Source organism: Yoonia sp. SDW83-1, from assembly GCF_046762885.1.
GTDB lineage: Bacteria > Pseudomonadota > Alphaproteobacteria > Rhodobacterales > Rhodobacteraceae > Yoonia.
The window spans coordinates 67,642-80,125 of the sequence record NZ_JBKQXO010000007.1 but is presented as its reverse complement, the minus strand read 5'-3'; the positions used below and the strand labels follow the sequence as shown (position 1 = coordinate 80,125).

Annotated in this window: 14 protein-coding genes and 1 other RNA gene; 7 read left to right on the top strand and 8 right to left on the bottom strand. The window is 58.7% G+C overall.

Annotated elements, in window-relative coordinates; genetic code table 11:
• Nucleotides 1-47: 47 nt before the first annotated feature.
• From rnpB to ACFWW4_RS10710, 6 genes are all read right to left on the bottom strand, one after another.
• Nucleotides 48-415: RNase P RNA component class A (gene rnpB / locus ACFWW4_RS10735), an RNA gene on the bottom strand.
• Between the two features lie 12 nt (nt 416-427).
• The gene (locus ACFWW4_RS10730) at nt 428-1,045 is read right to left on the bottom strand and encodes an N-acetylmuramoyl-L-alanine amidase (protein ID WP_411890839.1); all 618 of its coding nucleotides are present in this window, start codon (nt 1,043-1,045) and stop codon (nt 428-430) included.
• A 59-nt stretch (nt 1,046-1,104) separates the two neighbouring features.
• Nucleotides 1,105-1,845: a hypothetical protein gene (locus tag ACFWW4_RS10725; protein WP_411890838.1), complete on the bottom strand. Its 741-nt coding sequence runs from the start codon at nt 1,843-1,845 to the stop codon at nt 1,105-1,107.
• Between the two features lie 39 nt (nt 1,846-1,884).
• A complete protein-coding gene (gatA, locus tag ACFWW4_RS10720) occupies nt 1,885-3,366 on the bottom strand; it encodes an Asp-tRNA(Asn)/Glu-tRNA(Gln) amidotransferase subunit GatA (protein WP_411890837.1) in 1,482 nt (493 codons plus the stop codon).
• Nucleotides 3,366-3,653 carry an Asp-tRNA(Asn)/Glu-tRNA(Gln) amidotransferase subunit GatC gene (gene gatC / locus ACFWW4_RS10715; RefSeq protein WP_393926951.1) on the bottom strand — a complete coding sequence of 96 codons (288 nt, stop codon included), beginning with the start codon at nt 3,651-3,653 and terminating at the stop codon, nt 3,366-3,368. The genes gatA and gatC overlap by 1 nt, the downstream gene beginning before the upstream one ends.
• A 36-nt stretch (nt 3,654-3,689) precedes the next feature.
• Nucleotides 3,690-4,331 carry a ceramidase domain-containing protein gene (locus ACFWW4_RS10710; protein ID WP_411890836.1) on the bottom strand — a complete coding sequence of 214 codons (642 nt, stop codon included), beginning with the start codon at nt 4,329-4,331 and terminating at the stop codon, nt 3,690-3,692.
• Nucleotides 4,332-4,384: 53 nt separating this feature from the next.
• Between ACFWW4_RS10710 and ACFWW4_RS10705 the strand changes: the two genes are divergently transcribed.
• Nucleotides 4,385-5,056: a metal-dependent hydrolase gene (locus tag ACFWW4_RS10705; protein ID WP_411890835.1), complete on the top strand. Its 672-nt coding sequence runs from the start codon at nt 4,385-4,387 to the stop codon at nt 5,054-5,056.
• 51 nt (nt 5,057-5,107) lie between these two features.
• Here the strand turns inward: ACFWW4_RS10705 and ACFWW4_RS10700 are convergent, their stop codons facing one another.
• Nucleotides 5,108-5,554, bottom strand: a complete 447-nt coding sequence (locus ACFWW4_RS10700; protein ID WP_411890834.1) for a nucleoside deaminase — start codon at nt 5,552-5,554, stop codon at nt 5,108-5,110.
• Nucleotides 5,555-5,961: 407 nt separating this feature from the next.
• On the opposite strand from ACFWW4_RS10700, the gene ACFWW4_RS10695 reads away from it, so the two are divergent.
• The 3 genes from ACFWW4_RS10695 to ACFWW4_RS10685 all read left to right on the top strand — a co-directional run bounded on the left by ACFWW4_RS10695 (nt 5,962) and on the right by ACFWW4_RS10685 (nt 9,238).
• Complete coding sequence (locus ACFWW4_RS10695) at nt 5,962-7,605, top strand: sulfatase-like hydrolase/transferase (RefSeq protein ID WP_411890833.1); 1,644 nt, start codon at nt 5,962-5,964, stop codon at nt 7,603-7,605.
• Between the two features lie 73 nt (nt 7,606-7,678).
• Complete coding sequence (locus ACFWW4_RS10690) at nt 7,679-8,434, top strand: class I SAM-dependent methyltransferase (protein ID WP_411890832.1); 756 nt, start codon at nt 7,679-7,681, stop codon at nt 8,432-8,434.
• Nucleotides 8,435-8,443: 9 nt separating this feature from the next.
• Entirely contained in the window at nt 8,444-9,238 is a 795-nt protein-coding gene (locus ACFWW4_RS10685; protein ID WP_411890831.1) for a pseudouridine synthase, read from the top strand.
• A gap of 12 nt (nt 9,239-9,250) precedes the next feature.
• Here ACFWW4_RS10685 and ACFWW4_RS10680 read toward each other — a convergent pair whose 3' ends face one another.
• Complete coding sequence (locus ACFWW4_RS10680) at nt 9,251-10,279, bottom strand: hypothetical protein (protein ID WP_411890830.1); 1,029 nt, start codon at nt 10,277-10,279, stop codon at nt 9,251-9,253.
• 217 nt (nt 10,280-10,496) lie between these two features.
• Here ACFWW4_RS10680 and ACFWW4_RS10675 point away from each other — a divergent pair, with 217 nt between their 5' ends.
• From ACFWW4_RS10675 to ACFWW4_RS10665, 3 genes are read left to right on the top strand one after another with little or no spacing between them, the layout of a single operon-like run.
• Nucleotides 10,497-11,342 carry a TerC family protein gene (locus tag ACFWW4_RS10675; protein ID WP_411890829.1) on the top strand — a complete coding sequence of 282 codons (846 nt, stop codon included), beginning with the start codon at nt 10,497-10,499 and terminating at the stop codon, nt 11,340-11,342.
• A gap of 53 nt (nt 11,343-11,395) precedes the next feature.
• Complete coding sequence (locus ACFWW4_RS10670) at nt 11,396-11,599, top strand: hypothetical protein (protein ID WP_411890828.1); 204 nt, start codon at nt 11,396-11,398, stop codon at nt 11,597-11,599.
• 1 nt (nt 11,600) lies between these two features.
• Nucleotides 11,601-12,482, top strand: a complete 882-nt coding sequence (locus tag ACFWW4_RS10665; protein WP_411890827.1) for a 5-bromo-4-chloroindolyl phosphate hydrolysis family protein — start codon at nt 11,601-11,603, stop codon at nt 12,480-12,482.
• Nucleotides 12,483-12,484 lie beyond the last annotated feature (2 nt).

Below are 12,484 nucleotides of genomic sequence, written 5' to 3'. Positions count from 1 at the left end.
ACCAGAGGTAGTTCGCCATCCTTAAAGACAACCTAATTTTATGAAAATTGCGCGGATGGCCTGTAAGCCGGATTCTGTCCCGGTGGCGAACCACCCTGGATGACCATTCATCTAAAGCATCTGTTACCAGATACCCTCTAGCTGCCAACCCGGACCGTCTGGGGTTCAAGCATCCCCGCCTTTCGGCACGAGGTCCCTATTTGGCATTGCTCCCGGTGGGGCTTGCCGTGCCGCTTACGTTGCCGCTTGCGCGGTGGGCTCTTACCCCACCGTTTCACCGTGACCATGCATGCATGGCCGTCTGTTCTCTGTGGCGCTTTCCCTGGGGTTGCCCCCGCCGGGCGTTACCCGGCACCGTGCTTTGTGGAGTCCGGACTTTCCTCGGTATTGCTACCGCAGCCATCCAGCCATCCGCGCAAGAGATCAGTTAGGTGGACGCCGCGTTGACGTCAACGGGAAAACGGCTGGCCAGATCGATGATCATCCCCGCATCCTTCGGGTCAATTGGGCCTATGGCGCCGGGCCTGAAACGCATGCGAAACACCTTCAGCAGCAAGTCCGCATCCCCATCGGCGGTGTAGCCAAAGGCCCGCATCATCGGCACGAACTTTGCCGTGTCGCCTGTTTGTGCGTGCGGCCAGACCGCCAACCCCTCGAGCGCCAGTCTGCGCCAGTCAAAGCGGGGACCGGGATCAATCTTGCGGCCCGGTGCCATATCGGAATGGCCGATGATCCGCTCAGGCCGGATATCCCAGCGCGCGCGGATACCCCGCAGCAGATCAGCCAGCGCATCCATCTGGGCGGCGGCAAAAGGGCTGAATCCGTTATTAGCCAATTCAATCCCGATGGAGCGGCTGTTGACATCCGTCACTGCGCCCCAACGCCCTGCCCCGGCATGCCACGCACGCAGTGCTTCCGGTACCAGCGACATGACCTCGCCATCCGCGGCGATCAGGTAATGGGCCGACACCTCGGTTTCGGGGTTGCATAATGTCTTCAGCGCAGCCTCGGCCGTTTCCATCGCGGTGTAATGGATCACCACCATATCGGGTCGCGCATGATCACGACGCGGCCCACAATTGGGGGAGTTGTAGGTGGTTAGTTTCAGTTGCCGGCAGCCCGCTTGAACGGTGCAGGGTCCCAGCCGCAGGCAAAGCCGTCACCATCGGGGTCAATGCCCAACCGGTCACGTTCAGGCCCGCCACGCGCCAGAAAATCGCGCTGCGCCTCGTCCGAGCTGGCATACCCCGCGCAGTTGCGCTGGAACCGTCCCTGCCCTGACAGGATCGACCGGCTGTACCATTCCTGCCCTTTCACATTGGGCGCGTTAATGGCGTATTCGACGATATTCGGCCCGGTAGAGCTTGGGCGCTGCGGCACGGCTGTCGGCTGAATCTCCTGCCGGGCGGCGGCCTGGGCAGCACGACGTTCCGCATCGCTTTCGATGGTTTCGCGGCCCGCCACGGCGTCAAAACTCTGCTCGTCCGAAATGCCTGGATTATTGGCAAGCGCCGGCGGAGCATTGGTGGGCGACGCATCCAGGCCTTGGGTCCGGCCAGGGTCATTAGCGGTGTTCACTGGCGTCTGCACCTGACCAATACCAGCCGCCGCCAAATCGCTGGACGGGATGCCTCCAGGCGGCAATGGCGACGCCCCCGGTATGGTATTTACCTGCGGTGGTGGAATGATCGACTGACGTGGTGACGACAGGGCCGCCTCGCGCCGGGCGCGCTCCAGCTCGAACTGCGAAAAGTCATCAAAACCGATACCGCGCTGCGTTGGCTGCGGTGATCCACAGGCGGCCAGAACCGTCAAAGCTGCCAATACTACCAAACCCGATTTCATCGCCGATCACCTGTCACATCTGTTTTCTTTTGGCCGAAACTACCACCACTTGGTCGGTTTGGCTACAAAACCTGCGGCCTCTTCCAGCGTGTAAGCCACGTTCAGCAAATCGGCTTCTTCCCATGGCCGTCCGATCAGTTGCAGGCCCAAGGGCAGGCCTTGCTTGTCCAGCCCCGCGGGCACCGAAATCCCCGGCAGCCCGGCAAGGTTCACCGTGACGGTGAAGACGTCATTCAGATACATCTGGATCGGGTCAAAGTTTTCACCCAGCGCAAAGGCCGCAGAGGGTGTGGCAGGCGTCAGGATCGCGTCGACACCATCGGCAAAAACAGTTTCAAAATCCTGCTTGATCAATGTCCGCACCCGGCGCGCCCTGTTGTAGTAGGCATCGTAGAAACCAGCGGACAGCACGTATGTCCCGATCATCACGCGGCGCTGCACCTCGGGGCCAAAGCCTTCGGCGCGGGTCTTTTCATACATCTCTGTGATGCCGTCGCCTTGCGCCAGCTTGGCGCGATGCCCGAAACGCACACCGTCATAACGGGCCAGGTTCGATGACGCCTCAGCGGGCGCAATCACATAGTAGGCCGGCAGCGCGTATTGCGTATGCGGCAGGCTGATATCCTTGATCACGGCACCCGCGTCTTTCAGCATGGCGGTCCCGTCCGACCAGAGCTTTTCAATCTCTTCCGGCATGCCGTCCATCCGATATTCCTTTGGAATACCAATGGTTTTGCCCTTGATGTCCCCGGTCAGCGCGGCCTCAAAATCCGGCACGGCCAGATCGGCGCTGGTGCTGTCTTTCGGATCATGCCCGCACATGGTCTGCAGCATGATGGCACTGTCGCGCACATCCTTCGTCATCGGCCCCGCCTGATCAAGCGAGGACGCAAAAGCCACGATCCCCCAGCGCGACACGCGGCCATAAGTCGGTTTCAACCCGGTGATGCCAACAAAGGCGGCAGGTTGGCGGATGGAACCGCCAGTGTCGGTGCCTGTTGCGGCAAGGCAAAGGTCAGCGGCAACCGCAGAAGCAGACCCACCAGACGATCCACCCGGCGTCAGCGCCGCATCATCATTGCCGCGCCGCCACGGGTTGACCGCGTTGCCGTAAACGGATGTTTCGTTGGACGAGCCCATGGCGAATTCATCCATGTTCAGCTTGCCCAGCATGACCGCACCAGCATCAAAAAGCTGACTGGTCACGGTGCTTTCATATTCCGGTTTGAACCCTTCGAGGATACCAGAAGCCGCCTGCGACGGCACACCCTTGGTGCAGAACAAATCCTTAATCCCCAAGGGGATACCGCACATATCAGGCGCATCGCCTGTCTTGATCAGGGCATCCGCAGCGGCGGCCTGTTCGGTCGCAATCTCGGGCGTGTGATGGACAAACGCACCGAGCGCCCCGGCCCCTTCGATGGCGGTCAGGCAGGCCTGCGTGATCTCGGCACTGGTCGTGTCGCCCTTGCGCATCGCGTCACGGGCTTCGGCAATGGTCAGTTTTGTCAGATCGGTCATTATTCAACCACCTTTGGTACGGCGAAGAACCCTTCGCGCGCATCAGGCGCGTTCTTCAACACAGCCGCTTGCTGATCACCATCTGTGACCACATCATCGCGCCGCTTGAGGCGTTGTGGGGTTACGGATGTCATCGGTTCCACGCCCTCAACATCGACCTCGTTGAGTTGTTCGATAAAATCAAGGATCGCGCTGAATTCGCCCGCCAGTGCAGGCAGTTGATCGTCTTCGACCTTGATGCGGGCCAGCTTGGCCACGCGGCGGGCGGTTTCGGTGTCGATTGACATGGGCCTCTCCGGTAAAACTGTTGCCCGCGTTTACCGCTACGCAGCACGGGTCGCAAGCATGTGGCGACGGTAAACTTCGATCATCCAGCCCAGCATGACGCCGTTGAGCAAATGCCAGAAGATATGTGTTCCGATCGGGAATTGCGCACACCAGATTTCATCCAGCGATCGCAGCGTGATCGACAGACACAAAATGGCGGCACCGATTATGAAACCTCTGCCCACCGGCCCGCGCAGCAGGACCGCATACAGGATCAGCAGGATCGGCACCGTCCAGTAGAAATTCGAGATGCGAAAGAACGGCAACTGGTTCAAAAGTGGCACGATTACATAGGCATAGGGGGCAAACAGCGCTGTAATCAGTAGTGCCGCCCACCACGGCACGCCGACCATATCGCGGTTCGCAAGGAACAGATAGGTCAGGATAAACAGCCCGATGGGGGCGACATCGGCCAGGGCAGCCCATTGTGTTGCATGGGTGTGGAACAGATAGCTGCCCACCCCGATACAGAACAGGATCACGCACAGAAAACGGGCGGCAGGCAGACCCGCGCTGCGCCGCCACATGATGATCGCCGCGATAATGAAAGCCAGATTTGTGATCGCGTTAAGCGGTTCAGACCAATAGGAAAAATCGGTCCGTTCGCAATAGGCGTCGATCTGTGCGAACCAGTCCATCTTGCGCCCCTTTCACTGACCGTTATCCTGACCGGAAAGCAGTGGAGGGCAATATGAAAATTACATGGCTGGGACATGCGAGTTTCCGGATGGAGGTCGCTGATGCGGTACTTCTGATCGACCCGTGGCTGGCGGCAAATCCGTCATTCCCTGATGACAGGCGGGCGGATGCGTTGGCGGGTGCGACCCATATTCTGCTGACCCATGGGCATTTCGATCATGCCTCGGAAGTTGCTGATATCGCTCAGGAAACAGGCGCATCCGTTGTCGGTATTCCAGAGCTTTGTGCAGCCTTCGAAAGTCACGGTACCGTCGAATTCAACAAGGGCGGCACAGTCGATCTGAACGGCGCGAAAGTCTCCATGGTCCAAGCCACACATTCGTCATCGTTGGGCAGCGCCTATGCCGGAACCGAGGCTGGGTATATGATCAAGGGGGATGGTCATACGGTTTATGTGTCCGGCGATACGGACGTAATGGCCGATATGGGCTGGATGGCAGAGTTTTATCGGCCTGACATTGGTATCTTGTGCTGCGGCGGCCATTATACGATGGGCATGGAGGGTGCGGCGTTTGCCGCGAAAAAGTTCTTTGATTTCAAAATGATCATTCCCTGCCACTACAAAACATTTCCTTTACTCGCACAATCCGCGCAGCCGCTGGTGGATGCCCTGCCGGATGTGAATGTGCTGACGCCCGAGGTGATGGACGTGGTCGACATCTGAGCGATCAAACTTTCACCGAAAGTTTGACACCAATTCCTGTGCAAGGAATTGTCAGCGCCGGGCGGCGAAGAAGCTCTTTAACAGCGCCTCAGACGCGGCGGCATCGATTCCGTCATAGATTTCAGGCACATGATGACATTGCGCATGACTGAAAATACGTGGCCCCTGCCCCACCCCGCCGGATTTGGGATCATCCGCCCCATAGTAGAGCCGCGCGATACGCGCGTTGCTGATCGCGGCGGCACACATCGGGCAGGGTTCCAGCGTAACATAAAGATCAAATCCGGTAAGCCGTTCTTTTCCAAGGGTTTTACAGACCTCTCGGATCACCAGCATTTCCGCATGGGCGGTGGGATCGTTCAACTCGCGCGTCCGGTTGCCGGCCTGCGCGATGATGCCGTCCGGGCCTGCAATGACAGCACCAACCGGCACTTCACCGCGTTCAGCAGCGGCGCGCGCCTCAATCAAGGCCGTGTCCATATGTGTGCGAAACACCATAGGTCTTGATGCCCGTTTCGCCACCAAGCGACAAGATCGGTTAATGGGCCGAACGTCGGGAATCTGCCACACGCAACAGGCCAATCGTTAACGGCCTTGTTTTACGGGGCCTGAGTCGGTTTTGGCCGGTCGGCATCGCGTCGGCAAAACGTCGGACTTGCGTCGGACCCTGATGCAGTTTTTCGCCAAATCCGGCTGGTGAATGCCCCGCACGGTGATAGAGATTAAGAAACACTTACCGCAGACAGGTGACCAACGCATCGATAACGATCACTTGAACGCGGCGAAAACAACAGTTTGCACACGGGGTTTCACATGGTGACGCACACGCTAAAGATGTAGCTGGACTGCGGGCGCCGCTATTTGCGCCAGATTTTCAACGTTTTCATCACAAAGGACGCATTGCCATGAATATTCTTTTCATCATGTATGACCAGCTCCGCTTTGACTACCTGAGCTGCGCAGGCCACCCGCATCTGGATACGCCGAATTTTGACCGGGTCGCCGCGATGGGGGTCCGCTTTACCAATACCTACGTCCAATCGCCGATCTGCGGGTCAAGCCGCATGTCGTTCTATACCGGGCGGTATCCGTCGAGCCATGGGGCGCAATGGAACAACTTTCCCTTGCGCGTGGGCGAGCAAACGATTGGCGATCACCTGCGCAAGATCGGCATGGATTGCTGGCTGATCGGCAAGACCCATATGCATGCCGACAAGGAAGGCATGGAGCGGCTGGGGCTGGATGCCGACAGCGTGATCGGTGCGCGGCAGGCGGAATGCGGATTTGATGTGTGGATCCGCGATGACGGGCTCTGGGCGCAGGGGCCTAAAGGGTTCTACGATGAAAAGCGCTCGCCCTATAATGAATACCTGAAATCCAAAGGCTATCCCGCTGACAACCCATGGCATGACCATGCCAATGCGGGGGTGAAGCCGCCGAACCGCATGGCATCCGGCTGGATGTATGAAAACGCCGACCGCCCCGCCAATATCCATGAAGAGGATTCAGAAACCGCCTGGCTGACCACCAAGGCCATCGAATTCATGGATCAGGCCAAGGGGCCATGGTGCGCCCATGTCAGCTATATCAAGCCGCATTGGCCCTATATCGTGCCTGCCCCCTATCACAACATGTATGGCACCGACCTTGTCCCGCCCCCCTTGCGCGACGAGAGAGAGCGCGAGGACGCCCATCCGGTGTTCAACGGCTATATGAACAATCGTGTCGGCTACGCCTTTCAGCGCGAAGAGGTCCGCCAAAAGGTGATCCCCGCCTATATGGGTCTGATCAAGCAATGTGACGATCATCTGGGTCGCGTTCTGGATCATCTGGAAGACACAGGCGCGATGAAGGACACGATGATCGTGCTCACGTCAGACCACGGTGATTATCTGGGCGATCACTGGATGGGCGAGAAATCCCTGTTTCACGACCAGTCCGCCAAGATCCCGATGATCATCTATGACCCGCGCAGGCGTGCCAATGGCACTCGCGGCACGACCTGCGATGCGCTGGTCGAAAGCCTTGATCTGGCCGCGACCTTTGTCGAGGCGGCGGGTGGCGAAGTGCCGGCCCATATCATCGAAGGCCGGTCGCTGCAGCCCTGGCTGGACGGCGAAAGCCCCGACTGGCGCGACTTCCTGATTAGCGAATTTGACTATTCCGGCACCCCGCTGGCCGAGGAACTGGGGTTGGAGCCGCGCGATTGTCGCCTGTTCATGGTGTTTGATGGCCGCTGGAAGATGATGCATGCCGAAGGCGGGTTCCGCCCGATGCTGTTTGATCTGCAAACAGACCCGGAAGAATTCATCGACCTGGCCAAAGCGGATGCGCATAACGCAGAGATCACCCGGCTTTACGGCTATCTGGCCCAATGGGGGCGACGCATGTCGCAACGTGTCACCAAATCAGACGCGGACATTGTCGCCATGCGAAACAAGGCCGGGATGAAAGGCGTGCTGCCCTTCATGTATGACGGCAGCGAAGTGCCGCGCCCCCTGACCAAGTTCTATCGGGGCAAGGCGCCGGCATTGCCTGAGAAGGAATAAGCCCCAGGGGTGGTCACGCATTGACACCGAGCGTCTTCGCTGCGCAGGTCGCTTGAAAGCGAATGGTGCCTTGATGAGTGATACCAGCCAGACCGATATCTATGATCCGGATTTTGTGGCCGACCTGTTTGACCGCTGCTCTGCCAATTACCGCAGGTGGAGCGCGGTCAGTTCCTTTGGCTTTACCTATATCTGGCGCAAACAATGCGTGGCCCGCCTGCCCCGCCCCATGCAGTCGGACGCAGTGGCCGTTGATCTGATGGCGGGCACGGGCGAGGTTTGGCCGCATCTCTTGCGCCGGTTCCCCGGTCTGGGGCGGATCACAGCACTTGATATCTCGCACCGGATGCATCTGGATGCGGTCGCCCGGCTTCATGGTGGTCATGCTGACCGGATCACACATGTTGAGGCGAACGCGCTGGAAACGGATTTGCCGGAAGGCATGGCTGACATTCTGATTTCGACTTTCGGCCTCAAGACCTTCAATCCCGATCAGCAGACGATCCTCGCCCGGCAAATCGCTCGCATCCTCAAACCCGGCGGCCATTTTTCATTGATCGAGGCGTCTGATCCGCAAGGGTGGGTCTTGCGCCCGTTCTACCGGTTTTATCTGGACCGGATGCTGCCGCAGATCGAACGATTCTTCCTGAAAGGCGCCCATGATTTCAGCATGATCGGCACCTATACCCGTAATTTCGGCGATAGCGCCCATATGGCCGAAGCCCTGCGTGATGCGGGTCTGACCGTCACCCTGAAGAAGCATTTTTTCGGTTGCGCGACCAGCGTGGCGGGCCATAAGCCGATTGCGCCGCCGCCCGATGCATCCTAGAGCCATGATATGACCGATACACCCCCATCCGGCGACCGCATCGCCAAGGTTTTGTCCCGTGCGGGCGTTGCAAGCCGCCGCGAGGCGGAGCGTATGATCGAAGCGGGCCGCGTGGCGGTCAATGGCAAGCGCATCGACAGCCCTGCCCTGAACGTGACCGCCGCTGATAAGATCACGGTGGATGGCAAGCCCGTGGGTGAGCCGGATCCGCCGCGCATCTGGCTTTATCACAAACCTGCCGGTCTGGTGACGACCGAACGCGATGAAAAGGACCGACCAACGGTCTTTGCCTCCCTTCCCGATACCATGCCGCGGGTGATGTCAGTGGGCCGCCTTGATCTGAATTCAGAAGGTCTGTTGTTGCTGACGAATGACGGCGGCGTGAAGCGCCGGCTGGAACTGCCCAGCACCGGATGGCTGCGCCGCTACCGGGTGCGCATCAACGGCTCCGTCAGTGAGGCCAAGCTGGATCAGTTGCGGGCGGGGATCGCGGTGGATGGCATACGCTATCAGCCGATGACGGTGACATTCGACCGCCAGCAAGGGGCGAATGCCTGGCTGACCGTATCCATTCGAGAAGGCAAGAACCGCGAAATCCGCCGCGCGATGGAAGCGATTGGGGTGACGGTGAACCGGCTGATCCGGGTCAGCTATGGCCCGTTCCAGCTTGGCAATCTTGCCGCCGGCGCGGTGGAAGAACTCAAACAGCGGGTGGTCCGCGACCAGTTGGGCCTGTCAGACAAGCCCAAACCGACACGGGTGCGCAAACCGGTGAACAGGCCGACCCGTGGCAAGCCAAAGTAACACGACGGACGGTCAGCTTGGGGTCTGTGCGCCGTTCGCCGGAACGGCAACGGTCGCGGCACCTTCGACCTGCCGCAGTGCGTTGGGCACGAATAATTCGCTGAACCCTGCCAGAAAGCCAAAAAGCAGATAGGTCCACGGCAAAACTGCAGGCTCGATGGAAGCCAGCAGCCAATCGCCTGAAATAAGGAAAATCGCCACACCCGCCGCAATCACGCCGATGGGGATGCGCACGAACCCGGTATAGACCATTTCCCAGAACGACACGGAATGATCCACCCGAATGTCGCTGACAGAGGCCGACACCGCAAAAAACGCACCAATCGCGCCCAGTGCCAGCACATCCAGCGCGTGGACATCGAAGGCCATCGACGCCTCGTTCACGACCAGGCTCGACATGAGGGTTGTGAAACGGAAACCAACCCAGATCCCAAGGATCGCGGCCAGCGCAAGCAGGTTGCCCTGTACGTAGCGCATGCGGTTCTTGCTGTCGCGCAGCGTCGTGATGTTCTTGCGCAGATGACCGAGGAGTTCCTTGGCCTCGTCCTTGTTCCCCTCGTAGGCCATTTCCATCGCGCGGGCCATCATCTCGGTCGCGCGGCGGCGCAGGGACGCCGAACTGCTGGCGTCAAGGTTTCCGGACCGGCAAATGCTATCAACCACATCGCAGATATGCGCCAGATCGGCGGCGATCGCCCCAAGGTTCGCACGCAGCTTCTTGGCACAATCATAGTCGCGCGGATATTTTGTGCGCAGCCACACATGATCCACCCCGGAGCTTTTGTTGCCACCAAACAGCCGGGCGACACCTTGCCGCCCTTCCCCAACGTCATCCAATTCTGTCAGATGGGCGGGCCCGCTTGCCTGTACGACCGAGTAGATGATGAAGCGATCAGTGCCGACCAGAATGCGGTCCACCGTATCGCCAAGCGGATCGGTCTGACCCTTTTGTATCCGGTCATCGTCAGCCATCTTGCAGGGATCAGGGGTGCTATCGTCAATATCTGCTGCATATTGCGGTATTGTAGAATGCTCATTCATGAAACTGTCCAATCAATAACAACTGCCTTAAATGCTGCGATAAATACCATAAAATCGCACGGCTGCACAGGTAAGGCCTCCCATACCTCCTGATCCGAAACGTCTGCAAAGTGCATATCAACGGCCCGCAAGGGGGAAAATCGCCCGATTTTGAACCCTTGCCCTGTCACATGCGTTGTGCATGGTGTTTCAAAAGAAAATACCGGGGGACAATGCTTTGGCTGAACTGCTGACGCTTGAAAACGCGACCAACCTGATCATGCTGTGCTTTTTGCAGGCCGTATTGGGGTTCGATAATCTGCTTTATATCTCAATCGAAAGCCAGCGGGCCCCTGTGGCCCAGCAGAAGAATGTGCGCACATGGGGCATCATCATCGCCGTCGCCCTGCGCGTAATCTTGTTGTTCACCATGATCCAACTGCTGGATGCGCTGTCAGAGCCGTTCTACATCCTTGAATGGGAAGGTATCCTGACGGGCGGTGTGAACTTTGCCACCGTAGTCTTTATTTTTGGTGGGATTTTCATCATGTACACGGCCGTCAAAGAGATTGGCCATATGCTGTCCATGGATGATCTGAGCCATGATGTGGAGGGCAAATCAGCCAAATCCGCGACACAGGTGGTCATGCTGATCGTGCTGATGAACCTGATCTTTTCGTTTGATTCCGTGCTGTCGGCCATTGCCATCACCGATGTTTTCCCGATCCTGGCCTTTGCGATCATCCTGTCGGGCCTTGCCATGCTGGTGCTGGCCGATGGGGTGACCCGATTTCTTGAAAAAAACCGCATGTACGAGGTTCTGGGCCTGTTTATCCTGCTGATCGTCGGCGTCGTGCTGTTGGGTGAGGCCGGACAGGCCGCCGTGCATGGTGTCGAAAGCATGGGCGTGCCCCATGAGGAGGCGAAGGACCTGGCCTTGCGTGTGTTTGACCGTGAGATCGTGCCAATGTCCAAATCCACATTCTACTTCTCGGTTGTGGTGCTGGTGGCGGTGGAAATCATCCAGTCCGGTTACCGCCGCAAACTGGATGCAGAGCGCACCGCGTTGCAGAAACACTCGTAAACGGGCCGGTCTGTGCCTATCTGGAAAGGACTGGGGGATGATGCGAGGAACCGATGTTTCGCCTGATCTTGTTGATTTTGTTCATTGCTGCGATTGTGACCACAGCGCTCGCCATGCTTGCAGTCATGCAGTCAGTGGCTGGTCTGGCCCGTTCAACAGGCGAGGATAACATGCCCGGAACCTTCCAACGCATTGCCTATATTCTGCTTGTCCTTTTGCTGATCGGTCTGACCAGCGGCTGGCTGGGGGGCGTCTGAAGTGGCAAAGCGGTTTGGCGGTAAATACAGCCCTGATGGTGAGGGCGGGTCGCCCTCGGCTGCGCCGGTTGCGGTCGCACGACCCGGTGCGAAATCGAACCTGCTGTTTGTCCCTGCGATCATTCTGGTCTTTACCTCGCTGAATGAAGGGCCGCAGACCCTGGTCACGGCTCTGATCGGTGGCGCCGTTCTGACCCTTGCCGCATGGATGCTGCGGGAAGGATTGCAGGCCGAAGCCGCCTATCACGCCCGCCGCGTCGCCCGTCGCCCGGCGATCCCCCGCAAGATGATGTCGAGCGCGCTGACCGGGATTGGCGCCGCCATTGCCGCCTATACCGGGGAGAGCGGGATCATTGGCTCCGCGCTTTATGGTATTGCGGCGATTGGCCTGCATGTGGCCGCTTTTGGCGTTGACCCGCTGACAGACAAGCGCATGGAGGGCATCGACACCCGCCAGCAGGATCGTGTGGCCCGGGTTGTGGACGAAGCGCAGAATTACCTGGATGTGATGAAATCGCAGATTGAATCGCTGGGTGATCGCAAACTGGAACGCCGGGTCGTCGATTTTCGCGATATCGCCGAGAAGATGATCCGCACGGTCGAGGAAGACCCCCGCGACCTGACAGCAGCGCGCAAGTTTCTGGGCGTCTACCTGATGGGTGCGCGTGATGCGACGCTGAAATTCGTCGATCTTTATGCCCGCAACAAGGACACTGAAGCCCGGCAAAACTATGAGGCGCTGCTGGACGATCTGGAACAGAACTTTGCCTCCAAGACAGAAAAGATGCTGCTGGACGACCGCAGCGATATGGATATCGAAATCAACGTGCTGCGCGACAGGCTGCAGCGCGAGGGCGTCAGCCTGAACAGTAAAGGGAGTTAGAC